General features: G+C 44.9%; 26 protein-coding genes. 10 read left to right on the top strand and 16 right to left on the bottom strand.

The window, feature by feature from the left end:
* Window positions 1-383: 383 nt before the first annotated feature.
* The 5 genes from Q0612_RS06990 to Q0612_RS06970 all read right to left on the bottom strand — a co-directional run bounded on the left by Q0612_RS06990 (window position 384) and on the right by Q0612_RS06970 (window position 4,417).
* Window positions 384-914 (bottom strand): 2-oxoacid:acceptor oxidoreductase family protein, encoded by a 531-nt coding sequence (locus Q0612_RS06990; protein ID WP_298882537.1) that lies wholly within the window; start codon window positions 912-914, stop codon window positions 384-386.
* A 2-nt stretch (window positions 915-916) separates the two neighbouring features.
* Window positions 917-1,753 carry a thiamine pyrophosphate-dependent enzyme gene (locus Q0612_RS06985; RefSeq protein ID WP_363316396.1) on the bottom strand — a complete coding sequence of 279 codons (837 nt, stop codon included), beginning with the start codon at window positions 1,751-1,753 and terminating at the stop codon, window positions 917-919.
* A gap of 30 nt (window positions 1,754-1,783) precedes the next feature.
* The gene (locus tag Q0612_RS06980) at window positions 1,784-2,923 is read right to left on the bottom strand and encodes a 2-oxoacid:acceptor oxidoreductase subunit alpha (RefSeq protein WP_210685424.1); all 1,140 of its coding nucleotides are present in this window, start codon (window positions 2,921-2,923) and stop codon (window positions 1,784-1,786) included.
* A gap of 18 nt (window positions 2,924-2,941) precedes the next feature.
* Window positions 2,942-3,124, bottom strand: a complete 183-nt coding sequence (locus Q0612_RS06975; RefSeq protein ID WP_009146451.1) for a 4Fe-4S binding protein — start codon at window positions 3,122-3,124, stop codon at window positions 2,942-2,944.
* A gap of 384 nt (window positions 3,125-3,508) precedes the next feature.
* The gene (locus tag Q0612_RS06970) at window positions 3,509-4,417 is read right to left on the bottom strand and encodes a LysR family transcriptional regulator (RefSeq protein ID WP_298882526.1); all 909 of its coding nucleotides are present in this window, start codon (window positions 4,415-4,417) and stop codon (window positions 3,509-3,511) included.
* A gap of 120 nt (window positions 4,418-4,537) precedes the next feature.
* On the opposite strand from Q0612_RS06970, the gene Q0612_RS06965 reads away from it, so the two are divergent.
* From Q0612_RS06965 to Q0612_RS06920, 10 genes are all read left to right on the top strand, one after another.
* Window positions 4,538-5,335, top strand: coding sequence for an MBL fold metallo-hydrolase (locus Q0612_RS06965; protein WP_298882524.1), 798 nt, complete (start codon window positions 4,538-4,540; stop codon window positions 5,333-5,335).
* A 160-nt stretch (window positions 5,336-5,495) separates the two neighbouring features.
* The gene (locus tag Q0612_RS06960) at window positions 5,496-6,392 is read left to right on the top strand and encodes a LysR family transcriptional regulator (protein WP_298882522.1); all 897 of its coding nucleotides are present in this window, start codon (window positions 5,496-5,498) and stop codon (window positions 6,390-6,392) included.
* A 133-nt stretch (window positions 6,393-6,525) separates the two neighbouring features.
* The gene (locus Q0612_RS06955; RefSeq protein ID WP_298882520.1) at window positions 6,526-8,133 is read left to right on the top strand and encodes a nitrogenase component 1; all 1,608 of its coding nucleotides are present in this window, start codon (window positions 6,526-6,528) and stop codon (window positions 8,131-8,133) included.
* Window positions 8,134-8,174: 41 nt separating this feature from the next.
* Entirely contained in the window at window positions 8,175-9,287 is a 1,113-nt protein-coding gene (locus Q0612_RS06950) for an ABC transporter substrate-binding protein (RefSeq protein ID WP_298882515.1), read from the top strand.
* Window positions 9,287-10,312, top strand: a complete 1,026-nt coding sequence (locus tag Q0612_RS06945; RefSeq protein ID WP_298882512.1) for an iron ABC transporter permease — start codon at window positions 9,287-9,289, stop codon at window positions 10,310-10,312. The genes Q0612_RS06950 and Q0612_RS06945 overlap by 1 nt, the downstream gene beginning before the upstream one ends.
* Window positions 10,309-11,091 carry an ABC transporter ATP-binding protein gene (locus Q0612_RS06940; protein ID WP_298882509.1) on the top strand — a complete coding sequence of 261 codons (783 nt, stop codon included), beginning with the start codon at window positions 10,309-10,311 and terminating at the stop codon, window positions 11,089-11,091. Before Q0612_RS06945 ends, Q0612_RS06940 begins: the two co-directional genes overlap by 4 nt.
* Before the next feature lie 60 nt (window positions 11,092-11,151).
* Window positions 11,152-13,386, top strand: coding sequence for a TonB-dependent siderophore receptor (locus tag Q0612_RS06935; RefSeq protein WP_298882506.1), 2,235 nt, complete (start codon window positions 11,152-11,154; stop codon window positions 13,384-13,386).
* Between the two features lie 212 nt (window positions 13,387-13,598).
* On the top strand, window positions 13,599-14,768 hold the full coding sequence (locus tag Q0612_RS06930) for an iron-containing alcohol dehydrogenase (RefSeq protein ID WP_298882503.1): 1,170 nt from the start codon (window positions 13,599-13,601) through the stop codon (window positions 14,766-14,768).
* A 174-nt stretch (window positions 14,769-14,942) separates the two neighbouring features.
* Window positions 14,943-16,127, top strand: coding sequence for an ISL3 family transposase (locus Q0612_RS06925; protein ID WP_298882500.1), 1,185 nt, complete (start codon window positions 14,943-14,945; stop codon window positions 16,125-16,127).
* Window positions 16,128-16,410: 283 nt separating this feature from the next.
* A complete protein-coding gene (locus Q0612_RS06920) occupies window positions 16,411-17,679 on the top strand; it encodes a metallophosphoesterase family protein (RefSeq protein ID WP_298882499.1) in 1,269 nt (422 codons plus the stop codon).
* Window positions 17,680-17,728: 49 nt separating this feature from the next.
* Here the strand turns inward: Q0612_RS06920 and Q0612_RS06915 are convergent, their stop codons facing one another.
* From Q0612_RS06915 to Q0612_RS06865, 11 genes are all read right to left on the bottom strand, one after another.
* Entirely contained in the window at window positions 17,729-18,748 is a 1,020-nt protein-coding gene (locus tag Q0612_RS06915) for a DUF362 domain-containing protein (protein ID WP_298882497.1), read from the bottom strand.
* 79 nt (window positions 18,749-18,827) lie between these two features.
* On the bottom strand, window positions 18,828-19,589 hold the full coding sequence (locus Q0612_RS06910) for a carboxymuconolactone decarboxylase family protein (protein ID WP_298882494.1): 762 nt from the start codon (window positions 19,587-19,589) through the stop codon (window positions 18,828-18,830).
* Window positions 19,590-19,743: 154 nt separating this feature from the next.
* Window positions 19,744-20,157, bottom strand: a complete 414-nt coding sequence (locus Q0612_RS06905) for a cupin domain-containing protein (protein WP_298882540.1) — start codon at window positions 20,155-20,157, stop codon at window positions 19,744-19,746.
* Between the two features lie 126 nt (window positions 20,158-20,283).
* Complete coding sequence (locus tag Q0612_RS06900) at window positions 20,284-20,922, bottom strand: flavodoxin (RefSeq protein ID WP_298882491.1); 639 nt, start codon at window positions 20,920-20,922, stop codon at window positions 20,284-20,286.
* The gene (locus Q0612_RS06895; RefSeq protein ID WP_298882488.1) at window positions 20,919-21,194 is read right to left on the bottom strand and encodes a hypothetical protein; all 276 of its coding nucleotides are present in this window, start codon (window positions 21,192-21,194) and stop codon (window positions 20,919-20,921) included. Before Q0612_RS06895 ends, Q0612_RS06900 begins: the two co-directional genes overlap by 4 nt.
* Window positions 21,178-22,032, bottom strand: coding sequence for a 4Fe-4S dicluster domain-containing protein (locus Q0612_RS06890; protein WP_298882485.1), 855 nt, complete (start codon window positions 22,030-22,032; stop codon window positions 21,178-21,180). Before Q0612_RS06890 ends, Q0612_RS06895 begins: the two co-directional genes overlap by 17 nt.
* 92 nt (window positions 22,033-22,124) lie before the next feature.
* Window positions 22,125-22,868, bottom strand: coding sequence for a twin-arginine translocase subunit TatC (gene tatC, locus Q0612_RS06885; RefSeq protein WP_298882482.1), 744 nt, complete (start codon window positions 22,866-22,868; stop codon window positions 22,125-22,127).
* Complete coding sequence (gene tatA / locus Q0612_RS06880) at window positions 22,843-23,052, bottom strand: twin-arginine translocase TatA/TatE family subunit (protein WP_298882481.1); 210 nt, start codon at window positions 23,050-23,052, stop codon at window positions 22,843-22,845. The genes tatC and tatA overlap by 26 nt, the downstream gene beginning before the upstream one ends.
* A 115-nt stretch (window positions 23,053-23,167) precedes the next feature.
* The gene (locus Q0612_RS06875; RefSeq protein ID WP_298882480.1) at window positions 23,168-23,698 is read right to left on the bottom strand and encodes a flavodoxin family protein; all 531 of its coding nucleotides are present in this window, start codon (window positions 23,696-23,698) and stop codon (window positions 23,168-23,170) included.
* A gap of 10 nt (window positions 23,699-23,708) precedes the next feature.
* Window positions 23,709-24,389: a flavodoxin family protein gene (locus tag Q0612_RS06870; protein ID WP_298882479.1), complete on the bottom strand. Its 681-nt coding sequence runs from the start codon at window positions 24,387-24,389 to the stop codon at window positions 23,709-23,711.
* A gap of 108 nt (window positions 24,390-24,497) precedes the next feature.
* Window positions 24,498-25,376 carry a LysR family transcriptional regulator gene (locus Q0612_RS06865; protein WP_298882478.1) on the bottom strand — a complete coding sequence of 293 codons (879 nt, stop codon included), beginning with the start codon at window positions 25,374-25,376 and terminating at the stop codon, window positions 24,498-24,500.
* Between the last annotated feature and the right edge of the window lie 31 nt (window positions 25,377-25,407).

The raw sequence follows: 25,407 nt of genomic DNA, 5'->3' as shown, positions 1-25,407 counted from the left end.
GCGCCAAAAATCAATCTACGACAATGTACGCAGCTAAAGATGTTGTTTCACACTAGTTTCCTCGTTTCCTTGAAGTTAAAAGCCTATTGTACTTGTATATTATAGCGTAAGTTTGTGGCATTTGCATGACATTTTGCATAATTAGCTCGCAAAAAATTAAAAAGATACTGCCTTCAGCGTGAATGCCGAAACAAAAAATAATGCAAGAGTTTCCAGTGTACTAGAAACTTTTAACCAAAGAAGCAAGAGTTTCCAGTATACAAGAAACTTTTTACAAAAAACACAAGAGTTTCTAGTATATAAGAAACTTTTGCACACAAAAGAAGCTGCTGCCTCCGGCGTGAATGCCGAAAGCAACAGCTTTAATTGTTATAGGTCAGATTTTATTTTTGAATCAGTGCCATACCTGCTTCGAGAGCCTTGGTATTAGCTTCTTCGGTTCCTTTCGGAACGCGGTTCAGTACAGCCTTGAGAATTGCTTCTTTGGAAACGCATTTGGTGAGTGCAACAACTGCGCCCAGAGCAACGATGTTCGCAAACAGAGTCTTGCCGCAAACAGTGTTGGCAGTGTGGGTGATTGGCAGGTCAACACGTTTACCGTACTTGCCGGGAACATCAGTTACGAAAAGAGTATCGGTAATAACGGTGGTATGCTCATCGCAGTCGGCAATGAATTTGTTGGCAGCCTCCTGGCTCATTACCAGCAGAGTATCCGGGCAGATAACACGGCTGAAATAAATGGGCTCATCGCTGATGATAGCCTCGGCCTTGGAGGAGCCGCCACGGGCTTCCGGGCCGTAGGATTGGGATTGTACAGCCAGCTTGTCGTCTAAGAGGGAAGCTTCGGCTAAAATAATACCAGCAGTGATCAGGCCCTGACCACCGGTACCGGAGAAACGAAAGCTATGTCTCATAATTATTTACCCTCCTGTGCACGTTGAATAATTTGGTCATATGCCTTGGTGTATTCCATAACGTCGTTGTTTTCGTAGAGAACGCCGATGGGGAATTTGCCGGCAGCAATTGCTTCTGCCTTTTTCTCTTCATCCATGCGGTCCCAAACAGCCTTCATAACGCCATGGTCACGCTGCCAAGCCATCATCTGAGCAGGCCCGCCCATCTTGTTCTGACGGCCGAAGGAAATCGGGCAAGCGCTGACAGCTTCGATGATAGAGAAGCCCTTGTGAGCAATGCCCTTAGCGATAACATCAACCAGTACGGGAACATGGTAGGTGGTTGCGCGTGCTACATAGGTTGCACCGGCAGCCTTTGCCAGGTCGAGCAGATTGAAGCTCGGTTCAACAGTGTAGTACGGAGCGGTGGTTGCTTTGGAATGAATCGGGGTCATCGGAGAATACTGACCGCCGGTCATACCGTAAATGCTGTTGTTGAAAACAACCAGAGTTAAATCGATATTGCGGCGTGCTGCATGAATCAGATGGTTGCCGCCGATAGCGGTGCAGTCACCGTCACCGCTGCAAACGATAACGTTCAGTGCAGGGTTAGCCATTTTTACACCGGTAGCAATCGGCAGAGCACGGCCGTGCAGGGTGTTGGCGGTGTTGAAGTCCAAATAACCGGAGGAACGGCTGGAGCAGCCGATACCGCTGATTACTGCAACGTCGTCTTTTGCCAGACCTTGCTTATCAATTGCTTTTACAATGGCGCCGGTGATAACGCCGTTGCCGCAGCCGGGGCACCAGATGTGAGGCAGACGGCCCGGGCGGAAATATTTATTGATTAAATTTTCCATTTCACTCATCGTTTTTTCTCCTCTCATCCGTTAGGCCATAGCCTTTTTGATTTCAGCTAACAGTTCTGCCGGAGTAGCAGATTCGTTATCGTATTTAGCGTACAGGCTTACAGGAACCTTGCCTGCTACAGCGCGTTCAACTTCCAGAACGTACTGGCCGCAGTTCAGCTCGTGTACGAGGATGCCTTTAACCTTGCCTGCCAGCTCCTGCATTTGCTTTTCGGCAAACGGCCAGATGGTAATCGGGCGGACGAAGCCAACCTTCAGGCCTTCCTTGCGTGCCATATCAACTGCTTCATAAGCAGTGCGGGCAGCGCCGCCGAAGGCTACAACAGCAAATTCCGCATCTTCCATACGATAGTTTTCTACTTGTACGATGTCGTCTAAGTTATCTTCTAATTTAGTGCGCAGGCGGTCCTGAGAGGTGCGGGTTGCTTCACCGGTGCCCTTCGGGAAACCGGTTTCGTCGTGTACCAGACCGGATACGTGCCAGCGGTAACCGCTGCCGAAGTCTGCCATAGCAGGAACCTTGGAGCCTTCTTCGCAGCCGTAAGCCAGATAATCTTCGGGTGCGCAGGTCGGGCGCTTGCGTTCTGCCTGCGGAATTTCATCATAGGTGTCGGGAAGCTCGATTTTCTCGCGCATATGGCCGATAACCTCGTCCATCAGGAGAATAACCGGGCAACGATATTTTTCGCTCAATGCTACTGCACGCAAAGTCAGGTCGAAGCATTCGGGAACACTGGACGGAGAAACGGTAATCAGCCAGTGGTCACCGTGGGTGCCCCAACGGGTTTGCATAACCTCGCCCTGTGCGGGGGAGGTCGGTTGGCCGGTTGCGGGGCCTACACGCTGTACGTTAACGATAACGCAGGGGATTTCGGCGCTGCAGGCGAGGCCGAGCATTTCCTGTTTCAGGGAGAAGCCCGGGCCGCTGGTTGCGGTCATAGCCTTTTTACCGGCCATAGATGCACCGATAACAGTGCCGAGACCGGCGATTTCGTCTTCAGTCTGCATAAATTTACCGCCAACCTGCGGCAGACGCAGAGCTAATTGTTCAGCAATTTCGGTAGAAGGGGTGATAGGATAGCCGCCATAAAATTTTACACCGGCAGCAATCGCACCCTCAACAACCGCTTGGTTACCTTGTAACAGCAGGATTCTTGACATGGGTTACCTCACTCCTTTTTATTTATCTACAAAGATAGCATAGTCGGGGCAACGCATTTCGCATTGTCCGCATTTGATGCAATTTTCTTCAGCGACGGCTTCGACTTTGCCGACTTCGCTGACTGCCAGAACTTTTTTCGGGCAGAAGGCCGCACAAATACCACAGCCCTTGCAACGCTTAGTAATTATTTTTAAGCTCATATGGTCTCCTCCTTATGATACCTTGTTTAAAATAACAGCATGCGATAGCTTCACTCTATATTATAGCAAAAACAGCATTGAAAAACAGTACCTCTGTAAGCTTTTTACAATTTTATTTTTTAAGCAATAAGTCATATTATAGTTTATGATAAAAATACTGTAATTGCAGATAGAAATCTTTTGAGCAATTAGGATTTCTTGCATGAAAAAGTATAATAAACTATATTTCTGTGAAGGAGAATATTTATGCCAGGAGTTTTTACGCCGATGGTAGATTCGGCGCAAAGTAAAAATAAACGTATTTTGCAGGTAGTAGCTTAAGGCCTTATGAATAAAAACGTGGTGCCGGAAAGCTGCAGCAAGTTCGTCTTTATTGAAATGAGGTTACAAAATAATTTTATCTTTGTTGTGTATGGACAGCCATGCCAATAAAAAATTTTGCAAATCACGGCACACCTTGCGCGGCAGAGTATTTTTCAGACCTGCAATATACATGTTCTGACCGCTTACTTCAGCATCAAGCATCTTCCATCTGATATCAGGATGTCTTTGCATTGCAGCAATGTAGTCATAGCCCAGATAGATTACGTTGCTTTCCTTTACTAAATCCAGAGCAACGTCAATATCGGTGATTTCCGCAAAAATATCTACATTCAGACCATTACCAAGAACATATTTTTCCATATTGTCGCGAAAACAACGGAAGGATCTTCCTTTACTGATTATTTTTTGATTTTGAAGATCCTGATAGCTGATTCTTTCTTTAGCAGCTAAAGGATGGCCAGCAGAAAGTGCTATGCAATAATGCGTATAAAATATGGGTGTAAGTGTAAAATTTGTGCTGTCCAACGGATCTGTAGTAATAGCGAAATCTGCATTGCGGGCAAGCAAGGCGTTGAGAGCGGCCTCATCGGTGCTTTCGATAATGCTGAGAATAATATTCGGATATAATTTGCGAAAGTCAAAGAAAAATTCTGCTGTTAAATATTTTACGATGTTATCAAGCGCGTAGATGGTGATAACATTTTCCTTTTGCTTTGCCAAGGTGTTCAGGCCTGTTATGTAGTTATATTCATCGAGCAACTTTTTGGCATGGGGGAATAATGCTTCGGCAAAATCCGTTGGCTCTAAGCCTTTTGATGAGCGTAAGAATAAGTCTGCGCCTAATTCCTGTTCCAGCTCACGAATTGTTTTACTTATTCCTTGACGAGACACGAAAAGTTTTTCTGCTGCTCGTTGGATATTTTTTGTTGCATAGGCTGTGATAAAATATTGTAATTGCTTTGGCTGCATTGCTTTTTCACCTCAATCTTATTTTACCGCAACTTATTGGTTGCGGTAAAGAACTAAGTTTTTTCTTTTGCTGCAGTGAATTTACATCTATAATAGAATAAAAATTAAAGGAGGAACAAAATGAAAATCAAGCAAATTCGCAGTGCGACGAATAAAATTTTTTATGGTGGCAAAACTTTTCTTTTAGATCCTTGGCTTGTGGAGCAATATGGTTTAGGTTGTTTCGATAGTATGCCGGGAAATCCTTACATGGCTGTTGACCCGGTAAAGGCGAAAATACCAATGCCGCTTTTTGCGTTGCCGGAAACGGTAGAAAGCATTTTAAGTGGAGTAGATGCTTATATTGTAACGCATCTGCACCCTGATCATATAGATATCAATATGCAGAAGGGCACTTTGGGTGATGTTTTGGAGCATAATAAGCCAATTTTTGTGCAAAATGAAGATGATGCGCAGGCCTTAAAAGCTTCAGGTTTTCAGAATGTACGTATCCTGAAAAATGATGGGGTTAAGTTTGCAGATATAACCTTATATAAAACACCAGCTTTGCATGGCACGATAAAGCCATCGTCTGATGCTTGTGGTGTAATATTTAAAGCAGAGCAGGAAAAGGTTCTATACGTTGCCGGAGATACGATTTGGTTTGATGGCGTGCGTAAAACTTTGGCAAATTATCAACCGGAAGTAATTATGCTTAATGCCTGCGCTGCGGAGCTGCGTGATTATGGCAGGCTGATAATGAATGATGAAGATGTGGATTGCGTACATCAGATATTGCCGGAAGCAAAGCTGTATCTGACACATTTCGATAATGTTGCTCATGCTTCGATTACACGTAGCCAAATGCGGGGTGCGCTTGTACGCCGTGGTGTTGGTAATTATGTGATTCCGGAAGATGGGGAAACAGTGATATATTAAAGTAAGATAACAATAAGCAGCTGCCTTTAGGTGAAGTGTTTCGCCTAAAGGCAGCTGCTTGTTGTTATATATGAGGAAAGACTGTATAATATAAATAACGCAATGAATAGCTTGTTGCTATAAATTTTTTGATGAGCACTGGTATCGTTTTGGAGGAAGTATGGATTTACGTTATATTAATACCTTTCACACTATTGTAGAAGCCGGGGGCTTTAATAAAGCAGCGGAAAAATTATGCTATACGCAGTCAACGATTACGTTTCATGTTAGTCAGCTGGAGAAGGAGCTTGGTGTGCAGCTTTTCGAAAAAGCAGGCAGGCATATGGTTTTGACTAAAGCGGGACAGGAACTGGTGCCTTATGTAGAAAATGTACTGCAGTCTGTAAATAATATGAAAAGCTTTCGCAGTGTTATTGAAGAGTGCCAGGGAGATATACGTATTGCTGCGCCGGAATCGCTTCTGTGCTTCCATCTGCCGAAGATTTTGCGCGAATTTCGTAAGCAGGCGCCGCGTGTGCATATTTACCTTGATTCTATGACCAGTACCTCGGTGTATAGGGCCATAAGAGAAAATAAAACTGATATTGGGATTTTCTATGATTTGCCCGTAGATGATGCTACGATAAAGGTTGTACCATATAAAGATTTTGATTTCGTGATGTTTGCTTCACCAAAAATCAAAAAGCTGTACAGCGATTTTATTACGCCTAATCAGGATTTCAGTTCGTTGGCACGTATTTGCCAGCCTGCAGCAGGCAGGGTGCGTAAAAGATTCGATGAATATATTAAAAGCAAAAATTTTACTATGGGACCGACAATTGAAATTCGCGGTACGCAGACGATAAAAAATTTAGTGAAGAATGATATGGGTATATGCTTTTTGCCCAAATTTACTATTCAAGAGGAATTGGATAAAGATGTACTGGTAGAAATTCCTATAGATAAAAAGTTTGAGCCGATTCATGCGGTATATGCCTATCGCAAAGATAAATGGCTGAGTCCGCCGTTGAAATTATTTTTTCAGCTGTTGGAACAATATAAAAGGGTAGCAGATTGACAGTTTAAAATTTTTTAAGGAACGGAGCCTTGGTTCAATATAATTGAATCAAGGCTTTAGTAACATCAATTATTATTAACAATGCAAATGTGATAGAATGTTAATAGAAAATAGCACGAAAGAAGTGAAAGTAATGAAGCCAATCAAGACTATGGAGTTTAATATGCCAAAACCTCCCTCTGATGTTTTGTGGCAGAGAAAAGACATAATGTTAGTTGCCGCCGGTTCCGGTCCATGCTTGCGAGAGCTTTATTATCGTGCCGTAGAGCAGGGCAAGCTGCAGCAGCTTATGTTTTGTCATACAACAGCTGATGATTATACTATGGGAACTGCCGAAGAAAAAATTACGCGCGTTATCAAACGGGCTGCAGCGGTGCATGGTGTACAGGTTGTGGTACTGTATTTGAACTGTCTGGATATATTGACAAGACTTGATTTTGATTATCTGGAGAGCAGTCTTTCTGAAGCAACCGGTATTATGGTACGCTACTTCTTTCGTGGACCGTTGGGCAAGATGGATATAAGGCATTTTAAGCCTGTTTACGAGTTTATGGCTGAGCTGCCAGAAGAAAAGGGGTGCATAAGTCATAACCTGTATCAGCTGCCGCCTTTAGCTACAGATGTTGCCGGTGTTATAGACACTTTGCCTGCAAATGAGGCAAAGGTCTTGGTAGCGCCCAGCGGTTGCCGGGCTTGTCTGCGCGATGGTGATTTACTGGAGCAAACGCAGGGAGTATATGTTCTGGAAACAAAAAAGCAGGATTTTATTTATGGTATAGAAGATAATTGTGTTAAGCAGTGCAGTGAACTGATGTCAGACGGAAAATATAAATCGTTGAATCTTATCAGCTCTGCAGTAGCAGCTTTTATTGGCTTTGACGGTAATTGGGTGGCAAATTCAATGGAAAATAATTTAAAAACACGAAGCTTTAATATGGACGGATTTAATGATGCTGTGTATGGCGTAAGCTGTGCGCAGGAGCTTTTAGTGGAGGAAGAGCAGGAGCTATATGTAAAGCCTGCCCGTGAGATACTGATTCTGGGATACAGTCCGCTTCTTTGCGGCGAAAAAGAGCAATATGCGGAGTGCTTTGCTTATATTAGAAGTTTAGGCTATGAGCCGCGTTTCGTTGGTGAAAAGGCTGGTGGCAAACCTGCGTTATGCTGGGTAGTATCAACGGCCGGTATACCAGCCGCTCGTGTGCTGAATGAAAAATATGCTGTACCGCTGCTGCTGTCATGTCCTGTAGGAGAACATGCTATGAAGATGTGGCGGAAAAATGTGCAGGAGCTGTGCAACTCAGAAAATAATGAGATACGCCGGTTATGCATTCATAACTACAGCATACAGGAAACTGATAAACGCAAGCTGTTATTTATAGGTGATCCTATGCAGACTATGGGATTGGCACATGCACTATGGCATGAAGGCTTTCAGCATATACAGCTGGCGACAATATGTACTGGCGTCGACAGCCGTAAGCTATACCGTAAAGCTCCTGGTGCTGATAAATGGCTGATTATTGCAGATAGCTTAACAGCTTTGCAGGATTTGTGGGAAGATGCAGATATTGTGTTTGCCGATACACTATTAGCAGATGTAATGAGTTCTATCGGAGCAGGGAAGAAAAAGCATATACCGTTGCCATGGGGTGTTATTTCCGGACGCAGTGCTTGTACTGTCGGCAGCGGCGCTTTGGGCAAGAATATGGCTGAACAGCTTAAACTGCTTGTGAAATAAATTTTGAGTATGAGTTTAATTGAAGCGAAAGGAGCTTTTTAATGAAAAATTGGAAAAAATTGACTGCTGCTGCGTTGGCTGCGTTAGCTTTAGTGGGAGCGTTGGCAGGGTGTGGTAATAATGCCGATAAAAAGCCAGATACCAAGCAGGCAACGAAAATAGTTACGGATTTGAAGGGCAGAGAAGTAAGCGTACCGCAGGATGTGAAGCGTATTGCTGTTGTGCCTATTCCTTGGGCTAGTGTTATTTATGCTATCGATGGCAGTTCTGAGCGCTTGGCGGCAATTCATGGCGGCGCAATGTCAGCTTATAAAGGTAAGTTTTTGGAAACAAAGGATAAGCATTTCGCGCAATTAGATACTAAAATTATTGCGCAAAATTTTTCTGTTAACCTTGAAAGTGCAGCTCAGGCTGGTGTAGATACTGCAATTTTGTGGCAATATCAGGATAAGGATGCGGAAAAGCTGACTAAGGTTGGGATTCCGACATTACTGATTTACAATGATACCGTAGAAAACTTGAAGAAAAGCTTTTTAATTATTGGCAAGCTTTTAGGAAAAGAAGAACGAGCTGCAAAGCTTAACGAATATTACGATACAACTAATAAAAAAATAATTGCGAAAAAAGCATGGGAAAAGACCGATAAGCCAACTGTTTTGTTCCTGCGTAATGCCAAGCTGCGCTTGCAGGGTAATGATAATTTCATGCATGAAGCTATCCGTATTGGCGGTGGAGAAAATCCCTATGATCAGATTGCGTTAAGCGGCAGCAGTGAGCAGACTATTGCCATGGAAGAGGTATATAAACTGAATCCGGATATTATTTTGCTGAGTAATTTTGATAAATTTGTACCTGACGATTTGTATGATAATAAAATTCCCGGTCAGGATTGGAGTACGGTGAAAGCAGTTAAGGAAAAACGCGTGTATAAGGTGCCTATGGGCATTTACCGCTGGGATGCTCCGGGCGTAGAAACACCGCTCATGATGGAATGGCTGGCACACGTGCTGCAGCCTGAATTATTTAAGGAACTTGATGTGCGTGCAGATGCAAAAAAATTCTATGAGGATTTTATGCACTACAATATTTCAGAAGCAGATATGGCGCAAATTTTTGCTGATGAAGCTAATAAAAACAGCAAGGCGTTGTTTTGATGCAAATGGAAGCAAGTAAATCAAATTATGCAGTAATCATGCTTGTTTTCAGTATATTACTGTTATTGATGGTGGTAGTGAGCCTAGGTATGGGACGTCTTTATATTGCGCCTGTTGATGTCTTTAAAATCTTGTGCTCCTATGTTGTGCCTTTAGAGCAAAGCTGGAGTGATCAGGCAGCGAGCGTTATTTACACGCTGCGTCTGCCTCGTGTCCTGGCAGCAATTTTGATTGGAGCAGCGTTGTCGCTTTCCGGTGCTGCCTATCAGAGTGTTTTTAAAAACCCGCTTGTAGCTCCGGATATGCTTGGTGTATCATCCGGTGCCTGCGTGGGTGCATCGCTTTGCATATTGTTGGGCTTAGGCAGTACCTTTATCCAGATGGGAGCTTTTGGCGGTGGTATGCTGGCTGTAGCCTGCGCTGTTATTATTCCGCGTATTATCGGTAAAAATTCGATAGTTATGCTTGTTTTATCCGGCCTTATAGTTTCTGGTCTGATGAATGCGTTGTTGGGTATTATAAAATACCTTGCAGACAGCGAAACGCAACTGCCGGAAATTACCTATTGGCAGCTTGGCTCCTTAGTTAGCGTAACTTGGGATAATATTATTTCCAGTGGGGTACCGATTTTAGTTTGTCTGTTGTTTATGCTGGTGATTCGCTGGCGGATGAATATCCTGACGCTTTCCGATGAAGAGGTACATATGCTGGGACGTGACGCCGGCTGGCTGCGCTATGCGATTATTCTCTGCGCAACTGTTTTAACAGCTTGCTCAGTTTGCATTAGCGGTACCATCGGCTGGGTTGGTCTTGTTATTCCGCATTTTTCCAGAATGCTTGTGGGCCCCAATAACCAACGCCTGCTGCCTTTAGCTATTGTTTTGGGAGCTTTTTTCCTGCTGGCTGTTGATACGATTTCACGTGCGTCGATGAGTGCGGAAATACCATTGAGTATTCTTACTGGTCTGATTGGTGCTCCGTTTTATTTCTATCTCTTATTAAGACAAAGGTTGGCGTTATCATGAAGTTAATTGTAAATAATTTAGCATTTGCCTATAATGAGCAGTCACCTTTATGGCAGAATGTCAGCTTTACTCTTAACAAGGGTGAGATTATGACGATTTTAGGCAGCAATGGTATTGGCAAAACAACACTGTTGCGTACTTTGATAGGATTTTATAAACCTTTGGCTGGCGGTGATGTGCGTCTTATTACAGATGAAGGTGATGAATATACCCCTTACGAAAATCAGAAAGAGTTTACGGAACAGATTGGTTATGTACCTCAGGTACAAAATACTGCTTACTCATTTCTGGTGCGTGATTATGTTGTTATGGGAAGAGCGCCGCATCTTGGTGTATTTACTAAGCCTAAACAAAAGGATTACGATATGACAGATGAAGTGTTGAATGATTTAGGCATTTATCATTTGCGTAACCGTTCCTTTAATACTTTGAGCGGCGGACAGCAACGACAGGCTGTTATTGCCCGTGCTATTGTTCAGCAGCCGCAGCTGGTTATTATGGATGAGCCGACCAACCATCTTGATTATGGTAATCAGTTTCGTGTACTGCAAATGGTACAGAAGCTGTCACAAAGAGGAATAGCTGTTATTTTAACAACACACATGCCTGATCAGGCTTTTTACCTTGGCAGTAAGACAGCAATTTTAAAGCCCGATGGACTTGAGGTTGGCGATGTGCGAGATGTATTAACAGAGTCGGCGTTAGAGGAAATTTATAAGCTGAAAATAAAGCTCCTGTATTTGCCGGAGCAGCAAAGAACTATTTGCATTCCCTACTAGCTTATTGTTTCACTCTCACATATAAATTTTATAAAGTTGATGATTAAGAGGTGTATCAGAATGTCGAAAAGAAAAAAAATGCTTTTAAGCAGTATTATGTGCTCACTGATTCTTGGCGTGAGTGCAGCTCCTGTAAGTGCAGAAACCATTGAAACGTTCAACTTGGATGAGATGGTTGTTGAAAGCTCCCGTAACCACAAAACTCCGTTACCCGGTGGCTTTAACAATGATTCCTCCAGAGTAGGTCTTTTAGGTGAAACAGAGATTATTAAGGCACCGTTCACTGTTCAAAGTATCACTGAAGAAACTGTAAGCAAGATGGCGATGCCGAATCAGGATCTGGATACTGTTCTTTCTAACGTGCCTGCAATTCGCACGGGCACTTCCCCGATTAAAACAGATTTTTCTATTCGTGGCGTATGCACGAATGCCGCATCTTATTATGTAAATAATATTCCTGGTTTCTTTATTATGGCTACTGGTCCTATAACACATACAGTAGGCAGTATTGATGCTTTAATTGGTCCTGCTTCTACTATCAATGGTTCAACTCCCTCTTATCAGGCTGGACCGCTGACTGGTGCAACTCCAGGTGCTATTTACTTGAATACTAAGCGTGCTGGTGAGGATGATTTCATCAAATATACGCAGACTTTTGCTGGTTATGGCGATTATGGCGAATATCTTGATATCAGCCAACGCTTTGGCAAAGACCGCAATATTGGTGTAAGAATTTATGGCCAATATGATGATGGCGGTTTGGCTATTTCTGGTGCAGGCCAGCGCAAGAAGAATTTATTTGCTAACATCAGCTATGAAGGCGAGACGACTAAAACCAACGTTTTTGGCGGTTATTATGACCAGAAGCTTATGGGTACAGAACGTCGTTTCTTATTGACGGGAGATCCAACAAAAATTCCTGATGCTCCGGATGCTAGCAAGAGCTTTGACGATCCTAGCTTGATGCATCAGGATACCAATGGTTATATGCTGACACTCAATCATCAGAAAAAACTGGGCGAGCATGTAAACTGGTTTGTTAATGCTGGTGCTAACCAATCTGTTATGCGTCGTTATATTTACGATGGTGAAATTGATATTTTAGATGATGGTAGTATTGCTTCAGATACTGCAGTATGGTCTGATTTTATTCATATTCGTAACCAATATTTACAGACTGGCTTAAAGGGCGATTTTATGACTGGCATGGCTAAGCATAACTATGCTGTATCTGTTGATCGCTCGCATCGCAAAATGTATAAAAGAGGCGTTGATGCTATAAATCCTGCTACTGGTAAGCCTTCTGGTACTTTTAAGCCTGGCAGTAGTATTTATGATGGAATTATTTTAAATCCGTGGGTTTACCAAGGGGATATTTCTTCAACATTAACGAAGAATTTACAGCATGAAGAAACAGATGTAAGTCTGAACTTTATGGATAAGGTTGAGGTTGGCAAGCTGACACTCTTGGCTGCTGCGTCACATCGTCATGGTGATTATGTACGTGGTACAACCAAGAATCAGCAGAAAAATAATGTTAAAGATAATAATTGGGCAACAACCTTTGGCTTATCCTATGCACCGACTGATGATTTATCAATTTATGCAGCTAAAGCAAATTCAAGAAACCGTGGTACAGCAGTTGTTACAGCTGGTAAGAAAATTTATGAGAATGATGGCGAAATCTTACCGTCTGTTCGTAATAGCAATGCTGAAGTTGGTGTAAAATATAAAGCAAATGATAATCTGATGATGACATTGGCATATTTTGACATGAAGCAGCCTCAGACTATGGATGTAAAGGATGCTGCTGGCAAGTTGTGGCTGACTAATAATGGTTTAAACCGTTATAAGGGCGTTGACTTCAGCTTGAATGCTTCGTTTGCAGATAAATGGAATGCTTTTGGTGGCTTTGAATGGCTTGATGCACGCCAAGAAAAAACAGCTAACGGAAAATATGATGGCTGCCATGTAATGGGTTCGGCTGAGTGGAGTAGCGTTTGGGGCTTAGAATACAAGCCTGATGAAGACACTAGCTTTACCGGAAGACTGAGCTATGTTGGTGTTGGCAAATATGTAAAGGGAAATAAAGAAGAGCTGGATATTCCTTCTCATGTTACTCTGGACTTGTTTGCAAGTCATAAGGCTAAGATTAATGGTGTGCCGGTTAGATTTGTTGCAGCCTGCTATAATGTTGCTAATGATAGCCATTGGATTGCGCAAGCTGGTCAGAATAATAAATTCATGCTCAATATGCCGCGTTCCTTCATGCTTTCCGCAGAGTTTGAATTTTAATTAAGCTCATCACACTCATCTTCATCTCATATACGAAAACAGCAGCTCCGACTCTTTGTGAGACAGGGCTGCTGTTTTTACATACATACACTATAACTGTACGTTTAGTAGCAAAATTTCTCAACTTTGTCACCTACATAATGTCAAAAAGTGATATAATATACTAATAAGAAATACAAATTTCTTAAGTGTATAATTAGGAGGTGCGCATTATGGCAAGATTTACTTTACCGCGTGATATTTATTATGGTGCCGGTGCAATCAGTGAGCTGAAGGTGCTTAAAGGGCACAAAAAAGCAATGATTTTCACTGGCGGCAGCTCTATGAAGCGTGGCGGTTTTTTGCAAAAGGTTGAGGATGCGCTGCATGACATTGGCATGGAGACACAGCTGTTTGAAGGCATTGAGCCTGACCCGTCAATTGAAACTGTATTCCGTGGTGCTGAAGCCATGCGCAGCTTTGAGCCTGATGTAATTGTAGCGATTGGCGGCGGTTCTCCGATTGATGCGGCTAAGGCCATGTGGGTTTTCTATGAGCATCCGGAAAAAACCTTTGAGGATATCAAAGATCCGTTTACCATTCCGACGTTGCGTAACAAGGCTATTTTTGTAGCTATTCCATCTACCAGCGGTACAGCAACCGAGGTAACAGCCTTTTCGGTAATTACTGATTATAAAACAGATATTAAATATCCTCTGGCAGATTTTGAGATTACGCCGGATATCGCAATTCTCGATACAGATATTCCGCTGACTATGCCTAAGAAGCTGACTGCGCATACAGGTATGGATGCACTGACGCATGCTATTGAGGCATATGTTGCTACAGCTCGCAGCAATTTTTCTGATGCATTGGCGCTACAGGCAATCAGCGATATTTATGACAGCCTTGTTGCCAGCTATTATGGCGATAAAGCAGCTCGTGAAAAGATGCATATTGCACAATGTATGGCAGGCATGGCCTTTTCTAATGCGCTGCTGGGCATTGCTCATAGCCTGGCGCATAAGACGGGCGCTGTATTCCATATTCCGCATGGCTGCTGCAACGCGATTCTGCTGCCGTCGGTTATTGAATTTAATGCTAAGGAATGCGCTGAGCGTTACGCTGCCATTGCACGGCACATCGGCCTGCCCGGCAAAACGGACGAGCAGCTGACGAATGCTCTTGTAGATTCGATTAAGGCTTTGAATAAAAAGCTGGATATTGCGCAGACCTATAAGGAAAACGGTGTCAGTGAAGAAGTGCTGAATGAGCATGCCAACGCAATCGCAGCCAATGCTGTGCTTGACCCGTGCACCGGTTCTAATCCGCGTAAGATTGATAAGGAGCAGATGAAAGAGGTTCTACTGTGCGCTTACTATGGCACACCTGTGACATTCTAAAATAAGATAACATAAAAAACGGTTCTATAATAAGTGTTGGGGTATTGACCTAGATTAGGTCAATACTTCCAGCACTTATTTTTTTAGACAAAAAAATAAAGCATAAAATGCTGGAATTGTAGTAAAATATCATCGACCAAAACAATACAATCTACAAAGGAGACCAGACACCTTATGCTTCATGACAATTATACACAATCCATTCCTTTTTTTAAAGGGGTAAACACAAAATACTTTGAGGAAGATGAATCAACAGGATCATATAAAGCCTTTATAGAGATGCCTGTGAAAGAACATCGTTGTCCTCACTGTGGTAATAGTACTACTTATATTAAGGATTACAGACTTCAAACGGTCAGAGATTTGGTTGTTTTAGGCAAGCCGTTAATTGTCACAATAAGAAAAAGACGTTATGTTTGCAAAAACTGCAATACTACTTTTACTGAAGAAAATCCATATATAAAAAGATATTGCCATTTTCCAGACAGGCTTTATCTTGAATCAATCAAAGAAACTTTCTGCTTGCAGAGCTTTTCATCAATAGCTAAAAGATTTGGAGTATCTGTAACCAGTATAATAAGATGGTTCGACAAGCTCAATTTCCCTCACCCCAAATTGCCGGAATGCATAGCAATAGATGAATTCAGAGGCAATGCCGGTGGTGAAAAATTCCAGTGCAATATTGCAGATCCTGTAAAACATCAAGTAATAGATATCCTGCCGAGTCGCAATACGGAGAATCTTTGTAAACATTTCTTAGAATATCCATATAAAGAACGTGCTGCAGTCAAGAAAATAGTTATGGACCTAAGTACTTTGTTCAGGTCTGTTGCCAAGACCATGTTTCCAGAAGCCAAGATAGTAGCAGATAAGTTTCATGTTATCAGAGTAGTCATAAACAGCCTGGAAAACGTTAGAAAACGCATCCAGAAAGAATTTCATGCAACAAAAAGAAAATGGTTCAAGCGAAGTCGTTATCTTTTGCTTAAGCCGGGATACAAACTGACAGATGAAGATAAAATAGAGTTAGCTCGGATGCTTAACTCATCCTACGATCTAGAAAAAGCATATGTTTTGAAAGAACGTTTTTATGAAGTATTCAGGAAACAAACAAGAACTGAAGCAAAAAAAGAACTGGGAAAGTGGTTATTGTTGGCTGCGGATTTATCACTTCCTGAATTTAGGCATTGCATTACGACTTTTAGTAATTGGAAAACTGAAATCGCAAATATAATTGGCGAAAGAGTTTCTAACGGGTTTATCGAAGGAAGCAATAATAAAATCAAAGTATTGAAGCGAATCAGCTATGGTGTGCAGAATTTCGATAGGTTTCGTAACAGAATACTGTATCTGCAATAAAATATTGTGAAAATGCATTAGGATAACTATTTCTTATTACAAAACAAAAAACAAAACTAGCCTCCGATATAGATATACCAGAGGCTAGTTGAATTGCAAAAATAATTATGTATTGTCTAGGTCTATGATGTTAAAGTCTTGAACACCCCAAAACTTGACAAAGAACCTAAAAAACGAGCAGCTACTTTCGCAAGAGGGTAGCTGTTTTCTTTTGCTCTTGACTTCGACCGGACTCCAGGTGTTATGCTATACTAAAATAAAGCAACATGAAAGGATGCAGAGCATGAACAAGAAAATTAAGCTTTTATTTTTTATATTGTGCCTTATAGTGATGGCAGCCCTAAGCGGCTGCGCAAAAAACGCTGACAGCGAAGTGCAGGGCAGTGATACCGCCGTTGCCATTACCAATCCGCGTCAGCTTGTGGCTGCGGATAATAAAACAGCTCGCACGATTATGTGGGAAGCGAAGGTTAAGCAGCCTTATACGCTGGAATATCGTTTAAAAGGCAGCAAGGATATCAAGGCAGTGCAGGCAACAGACAGCAGCTTCACGGATAAGAACAGTATTATTCAATATACTGCGCGTCTTAGCGGCCTGGTGCCGGGAAGTGCTTATGAATACCGCATCAACACAGCGCAGAATAAAGGGCGTTGGCACAAGCTGCAGACGGAAAGCGGTGCAGGCTTTACTGCCTTAATCTTCCCAGATTCGCAAAGCGCCAATTACAGTGGCTGGCAGCAGCTGGCGCGTGAAGCGTACAAGCGTCATCAGGAGAGTGCGTTTTACGTGAATATGGGTGATTTGGTGGACAACGGACAGGATGCAAGCCAATGGCGCGCCTGGTTCAACAGCGTGAGCGTGTTCAGTGATGCTGTGCCGCTGGCACCACTCCTTGGCAATCATGAGGCGTACAGTTTGGAGTGGAAGGAATGCCTGCCTGCAAGCTATACGCATTTGTTCAATGTGCCGCAAAACGGCTTGGCTAAGTATCCTAATCAGTTTTATAGTTTTGATTATGGTTCTGTGCATTTTGTGGTGCTTGATACCAACTTTCCGGAGATGAAAAATTTTCAGCCTGATCTGCTGGCAGATGAGCTGCAATGGCTGGAAAAGGATTTGGCGGCGAGCAAGGCACTGTGGAAGGTTGCTTTGATGCACCGCGATATCTTTCTCTACGGCTTTGGGCCGGAGTCCGGCAGAGCGCAGACCAAGACACAGTTTCTTGATTTCAGCTATCAGCTGATGCCTGTGTTTGAAAAATACAAGGTGGATGCGGTGCTGACGGCGCATCTGCATACATATCGCCGTCGCGTGCCGCTGCAGAACTTTGCGCCTGCACCGCAGGGAAGCGGTATTACCTATATTCTGACAGGTGTGGCCGGCGATGTGCGCTATCCTAAGCTGTGGGGAGATTTTGAGTGGGATGCGGCAACAGCACCGAAGCCGGAAACTGCCAACTATATGACGCTGACGGCCGATGAGAAAAGTCTGGATTTTAAAGCTTTTTTGCCGGATGGCAAGCAGTTTGACGAAGTGAAATTAACCAAATAAGCAAAAAGGCTGTCGCATCATCGTAGTGCGACAGCCTTTTTAATTACGGTTAATCAAGCTCAATCAGTTCATATTTGTCATTGCCCATTTTCAGCTCGCGCATAGCGGTGAGCTGGTGCAGGCCGTGACGGCTTTCCATGCGCTCAACGAGGTCATGGTTGCTTTCCTTGGCATATACCAGATCGACGGAAGCCTGGTCGATAGCCAGAATGTCGGTAGAAGCGAGGATACCGATATCTGGGATGGTCGGCTCAGCAGCGCTTAAGCCGGCGCAGTCGCAGTCAACGGACATGCGGCGCAGGACATTGATGTAAACGATGTGCTTACCGAAGAAATCAATGGTAGCCTTGGCAGATTCTGCCATGTTTTCCATGAGCAGCTCTTTGCCCGGCCATACGTTCCAGTCTGCAGGCAGATTATCCTTATCTACGCCGTGAACCTGTGCCTTGCCGATGCGTCCGTCGGCACAGCCGATAGCGATATTTTTCATAGAGCCGCCGAAGCCGCCCATAGCGTGACCCTTGAAGTGCGTTAGAACGAGCATGGAATCGTAGTTGACGATGTTTTTGCCCATGGATACTTCCTTAAAGTGCTTACCATGGCGTACAGGCAGATTGATGGTGCCTTCTGCGTCCATGATATCAACAGGGCAGAAGGTCCAGCCGTTAACCTTTAAGGTATCAAGATGCTTTTCGGTGGTGTAGCGGTCACCGTCATAGAGGGTGTTGGTTTCTACGATGGTGCTGTCAGGGATGTGCTGCTGCAGCTCCTTGACCAACTCGCGCGGCAGAATGTTGGGGCCGTGCTTTTCGCCGGTGTGCAGCTTGATAGCTACCTTGCCGTAAATACTTTCGTTGATTAGGTCATATAATTTGATGAGATGCTCTGCATCAATGTGTTTGGTAAAGTATACTTTGGCGTGAGAGCCTGCGCCATCTGCTGTTTTGATTACTCTTTGGCTGCCGACTACGGGAGCCTGTGCAAATGCTTTATCCAAGTTTAATGTGCCTCCTGCTGCTAAACCTACGGCAGCAACGCCTGCGGCTTTAAGAAAATCGCGTCTTTTCATGTGTGCTACCTCCTAAGTAAATTAATCAAGAATATTTTACTACTTGGAGTATGGTTTAAGTCAAGAAAATTTTGGGGACTTATTTACTCGGAGCGACAGCGTTTACACAGCCAAGCCCATTTAAGGTACGCGGATAGCCGATGTAGGGAAGGGCAATGGTGAGCGCATCCAGCAAATCCTGACGGGAGTTGCCGACGGAGATATTGGCGGCGGCGTGTGCCTTGGCCTGCGGTTCGCATCCGCCGAGAGTAACGATTGCTGTAAATGTGATCAGCTCACGCTCTTTGACGTCGAGCACCTTGCGTGTGTAGTAATCACCGAAGCAGTTGGCGCTGAGATAGTCATTGATATGCTTTTGGTCAGCGGGGGCGCTGGCATTCATTTTGTCAATGTTTTCTGCGCCGAAGATGGCACGCTGTACGGCAAGGCCTGCTTCGTGGCGTGTTTCATCGGTAGTTGTTCCTGCAGGAGCGCAGGACTTGATTTTGAGCATTTCCATAACCTGATCAACGCGTTCCAGTGCTGTCTTTACCTTTGGCAGACCAACGTATGGCGTACAATGGAAGATGCTTTCGTGTACCTGCTCCGGCGTTGCGCCTGCTCTGAGAGCGCCTTCGACGTGGGCATGAATATCCTCCGGTGTGTTGTTGGCGGTGAGAACAACGAGCGTCAGCAGCTCCTGTTTGGCGGTGCTGAGGTTAATCTGCTTATTTATATCGTTATAGATAAACTTTTTGCTGATAGCGGAAAGCTCTGGTTCGTTTTTAATATCAGTAGGATCGTTTTTAGTGAATAAGCTTTGAGCAGCAGTATTTGCTGCTGCTTCACGTGTTTGTGCCATAGCGGTGGTGCCTCCTAAAAGTAAAGTGCATGAAATAAATGCAGTGAGTATAATTTTTGAGATGTCTTTCATTGGTGATTCTCCTTTCAGTAAATTAGTTTGGAGCTACTTGGTCCGTTTATGAGGGAAGATATCACTGAAGATGGCAGATGGTTTACTTCAGCTTGTTATATTCCTCTGCATCGACAGGCTCACACCATTCGCTTTTGGTGTTTTCACCCGGAACTTCAATAGCAAGGTGCGCAACCCAGCTGGTGGGGGCAGCGCCGTGCCAGTGCTTAACTCCGGCGGGGATGTTGACTACATCACCAGCATGCAGCTCGCGGGCAGGCTTGCCCCATTCCTGATAGTAGCCACGGCCTCCGGTAACGAGCAGAATCTGGCCGCCACCTTTGTCTGCGTGGTGAATATGCCAATTGTTGCGGCAGCCTGGCTCAAAGGTTACGTTACCAATAACAACCTGGTCGAGAGAAAGCATGTTAAGATAGCTTTGTCCTACGAAATATTGTGCATAGGCGTCATTTTTTGCGCCCATGGGGAAGACAGTAGAAAACTGTTCTTTTGTCATTTTTGTTACTTCCTTTGCAAATGTAGTATTGATATCGGACAGGCTGCCTAAGGCTACGCCTGTAGCAGTCATAGCGGCTGCTTTAAAGAGATCGCGTCGTTTCATGTGTGCCTCCTTTAATAACTATTAGTTTTGCGTTTTCTTTACCCAGCTGGTGATTTCACTTTGGGAGTTTTTCGCGCTGCTGCCGGACAGACACAGATAATCGGTGAAATTAGCGCCCTGTGCTCTTGCTTCGAGGTCGCTCATGCAGCGTTGTACGCCGCCGCCGCCGTGGGTGAAGAAGGGCGCAACCTTTTTACCGCTCATTTTATAGGTGTCAATGAAGGTTGCCACAGGCATCGGCATGCTGCCCCACCAGTTCGGATAGCCAAGATAGATGGTGTCATATTGCTCGAAGTCAGCGATTTTGGTGCTGATGGCAGGACGTGCACCGGCTTCCTGCTCAGTTTTGGCTTTGGCAACAGTAACGCTGTAGGTTTCGGAATACGGCGTTGCCGGAACGATTTCTACGATGTCGCCGCCGACCTGCTTATGGATTTCTTCAGCAACAGCTTTGGTGTTGCCACTCCAGGAAAAATATGCTACGAGAATTTTTTTACCGTTATTATTCATTGCTTGAGATGCTCCTTCGTTTGTAGATTGTTTTACCTCTGGCTGAAGTGCGTCAGCCTTGGCTGTTTTGTCAGAGCCGCAGCCTAAGGACAGCATGGCGAGGCCTGCCAGAGCAAATACAGATTGTTTTAAAAAGTCGCGACGTTTCATGGTTGTTCCTCCTTGTGTTTACCTTTAATTTTAGCTAGCATTGCTAAAAAAGCGATGATGGTTAAGCTGCCAAGACAGCTGCCTCCACAGCTGCCGCAGACGCCCGTGCAGTAAGGCAGGGTCTGCGCTGTATATGGCGCAACCCTGGTGAAGAGCTGCGGTACAGCTTTTGTAATAGCCTGGGGCAGGAGAATGACTGCAGCTGCGCTGCCACCAAGAGCAAGGCTGCTCGGCTTGTCGCTTAGAAGTGCTTTATTAGTTTGTTTTGCCATGCTCATCAGTCTCCTTTCCCAGATTGCTTTGATAGCAGATGGCCTTTTTAGGACAGTTATGCGCGCATTTGCCGCAGGCAATGCACAGGCGCCTGTCAATTTGCGCTTTGTGCTCCTGCATGCTTATCGCACGCATAGGGCAGGCCTGTGCGCATTTTGTGCAGCCAACGCAGGCTGCTTTGCGTACCTGAATATTGAAGGCGCCAGGAACGAATCGTCCTAAAAGGTGGAAGAAAGAATTATATGTACCAACAGGGCAGAGCAACAAACAATAGCCGCGGCCGCCTTTTGTGAATAAGCCGAAGAATATGTTTGCCAGAAAGAAGGTGGCAAAGAGGGACGCAAGGCTATTGAGCAGCTGCCCTGTGATAAACAGGTTGACGAAAATTTCCAGGGAATAGTAATTACAGTAGATGCAGGGCAGGCCGAAGCCGAGCCAGATAGAAAAGAGAAAGCCGACAAAAAAGCCGTAGCGCAGTGGCAGAATAGGCACGAGCGTTGGCCAGTCAATTTTATATTTATCTGGCAGCAGGCTGCCTAAAAATTCGCTGAAGGCGCCAGCAGGACAGAGCCTGCCGCAGAACAGCGGACCGAACCACAGCGAGCTTACAGCCAACAGCAGACAGAAGAAAAGCGAAATGGGGCTTGCGTACTGCCAATCGCCGGTGACGATGCTTGCCAGTGGTATGCGGGCGCAGGGCACGTGTATAGAGCTGAAGCTTGTATCGACGAAGAAGGTGCTCGCAAGCTGGTTGAACAGCATGAAGGGCTCGTAAAAGAGCACAAAGCCGAGAAGATAACTAGCGACGCGCCGTAGGTTATAAGCAGGATTCTGCATTGGTGATCGCTCCTTTGTTAGTGTAATACTTAGAGATAACTCTAAGTCAATAAGCTTGTCTTAGAAAACTATAGCTTACGTCTGCTATAGGCTTAGCGCTTAAGCAGATAGCGGATAATGACAATGCTCACCTCATAGAGCAGAATCATCGGCACGGCGAGCAGAGTCTGCGTGATAATATCAGGCGTGGGCGTGATAACTCCGGCGATGATGCAGGCGACCAGGATAACGTGGCGCTGGAATTTCATCAAGAGGCTGGAGCTGATGAGGCCCAGATAAGCTAGCAGCGTGAGAATCACAGGCACGGTGAAGGCAAAGCCGAAGGGAACAACCAGCATAAGCAGAAAGTCCAGGTAGCTTTCCATAGAAATCAGCGGATTGACCTTGCCTGCGGCAAAGCCGAGAAAAAATTCCAGGCCGCGCGGAAAGACGAAGCTGTAAGAAAATAACATGCCTGCGATAAAGAGCAGTAGCGCTAGCGGAAGGCAGATGAGCGTGAATTTGCGCTCACGCCATGTCAGCGCCGGGCGGACGAAGGCGTAGAGCTCATAAAGCATGAAGGGCGAAGCAAGCAATAGACCGCTGAGCAGTGCTACCTTCATATAAATCATGAAGGCTTCGGCAGGGCGCATATAATACAGCTCCTTCGCAGCGCTTGTGAGCACGTCCATGATGTCCTGCAAAAGATAGACGCTGCTAGCAGTGCCAATAACTAGGGCAACAAGAGCCTTGAGCAGGCAGCTGCGCAGCTCCGCCAGATGTTCTGTGAGCGTCATGTCTTTATCGAGCGACGCTTCGACAGGCAGATAATTATTTTGCTTGTACGGCATCATCATTTTGTTCTTCTGCCTTGGCTGCGGGGAGCGCTTCCTTGCTGGGGTCAGCTTCGTTTACGGCCTGCTTGAACTCACGCATACTTTTGCCTAAGGCCTTACCGATATCCGGCAGTTTGCCTGGACCGAAGAAAATTAAACCAATAACGAGAATGAGAAGTAATTCTGGTAAACCTAAACCAAACATAAGAAAAAACCTCCTTTAATGATATGTTTTTATTTTAACGGTTGTAGAGAACTCCAAATCAAGTGAACGTTCAAAAGTGAACGTTCAAAGAAATCTAACTATCGGTCAAGCATTTTTATAGCTTATAGCCAAGGTCATAGGCTGCCTGCGGATAATTAGTCTTGAGAATTTCTGCGCGCGTTTTGCAGTTGGGCGCGAACACTGTGCCACGGTTTTGACAACGCATATAGCTCGAGAGAGTGGCGTAATATTTATTCAGGCACTCCATCGTCCAATCCAGATTGCTGCCTGCTGCCGCAAGCAGCACGCTCTGCTTGCCGCTGATACGTCCTGTCCGTGCGTAAAATCTATCAATGCAGGTCTTGAGCTGCGCGCTGACGTGCCAGTAATAAACGGGCGTAATGAGCGCGATTAAATCTGCGTTGACGAGGCGCATAATCAAATCACTTTCGATGTCGTCCTTCTGTACGCAGGGACCATTCATGCCGCAGGCGTCACAGCCCTGACAGGGATGAATGTCATGAAAGGCGGCGTCGAAGCGGAATACATTGTGTCCCTTGCTTTCTGCACCCTTGATAAACTCTTCTGTAAGAACAGAGGTGGTGCCGTTTCTATGCGGACTGCCGGTTAAAACTACGATATTCATATTCTGCCTCCTATTTGATGCTCTGACCAAGCTTTAAGGCTTGGTTGGGAAAATCACTGCGTTCAATGCTATAGCGTGAGCCACAGCCGTAGCCGAGAACCATGCCTAAATCCTGCCACTGCATATATTTCACTAAGGTCTGATAATGCTCAATGAGGGCTTCAAACGTCCAGTTCGCACTGTTGTAGGCGGTGGTGAGCAGCAAGGATTTTTTGCCGTCGAAGCTGCGCACGTGGGAATAGAAGCGGTCGAGTACTGTTTTGAGCTGCGTGGACATGCCGTAATAATAAAGCGGCGTGATGAGTACGATGATGTCTGCCTTGAGCAGCTCTGGCATGAGCTTTTGCTCAATAGCATCGTTTAAAATACATTTGCCGTTACGGTTGCAGGCATTGCAGGCGCGGCAGGGATGAATATCCTCAAAGGCAGCATTGAAACGGAAGACATGATGACCGTTTTGCTGCACTCCTTCAATAAATTTATCAGCCAGCAGGGCAGAGGTACCAGCTCTGTGCGGACTGCCGGTGATAACAACAACGTTCTGCTTGCCGTCAGCAGCCTGCGGAGCTGCCTCTGCTATAGGAGCAGTTTCTGGTACAGACTTTGTATTCAGCATATTGATAGCGGTACCGCTGGAGAGTACGGTGCCGAAGCCTGCTACGGCAACCTTGATAAAATCTCGTCGGTTCATAGTAAGTTCCTCCTCACAAAAACATAAAAGGAAAAGGCAGATAACGATCTGTTATCTGCCTAAAATTATATAGCTTGCAGGGAAAATGTCTAATACTTATATTGACGCTTATTCTATGCTTAAAAAGCATTTTGCAAACTGAAGAAATTTTTGCAGTGCGAGACTTTGCTGTCTGTCACGACGCCAAACAAGCAGAATGTCGCTATGCAGTGCAGGGGTAAGTGGGCGATAGGTAAAACGCTTCTCGTCGAGCAGAGGCATTTGGACGGAGATGCCATAATAACCGCACTGCTCAACAAAGACGGCAGTATTGGCTAAAAGATTACTGTTGCCAATAAAACGCATCTTAGTAATGTCACCGCTGAGCCAGTTGAAAATTTCGCTGCGTGCCTGTAGGCGTGCAGGCAAAATTATGGGTAGACCGCTTAAATCGCTGGCAGTGATGGCGTTCTTGCTGGCGAGAGGCGCATCACTGCGCATGAGTACGCACCAGGTTTCTCTGATGGGCAGGCGCAGGTAGTCGTAGTTCGTCGTATCGACAGGAGCCTGCAGGATGGCGACGTCTAAAAGGCCTTTGTCAAGCTTATCTTGCAAAAGGTCAGCAGAGCTTGTGAAAAGCTCAAAGCTTACAGCAGCGTACTGCTTTTGAAAACCGCCGATAAGCTTGGCGAGTACCTCTGTGGCCTGGTATTCGCCTGCGCCCATAGCAATGCTGCCAGCGAGGTTGTGTTCCTGTTCCTGAATGTCGAGCGTAGTTTTTTCCACCATATTCAGGATTTCGCGGGCGCGTTCAACGAGGAAGTGCCCCGATGGCGTGAGCGCAAATTTATGCTTGTCACGGTCGAAAAGCTTGACGCCCAGCGCTGTTTCCAGCTGCATGAGCTGCCTGCTTAAAGTAGGCTGCGTGATGTGCAGGATTTCAGCTGCTTTAGTGATATTTTTTTCGTGCGCGACAGTCAGAAAATAGTTGAGAATACGAAAGTTCATAGCGTTGGCTCCTTTCTATCGATATGCTTGT

This window comes from uncultured Phascolarctobacterium sp. (assembly GCF_937920985.1).
In the GTDB taxonomy this organism is placed as follows: Bacteria; Bacillota; Negativicutes; order Acidaminococcales; family Acidaminococcaceae; genus Phascolarctobacterium_A.
Note: the sequence above shows the minus strand (reverse complement) of the source record. Positions and strands in the feature narration are given on the sequence as shown.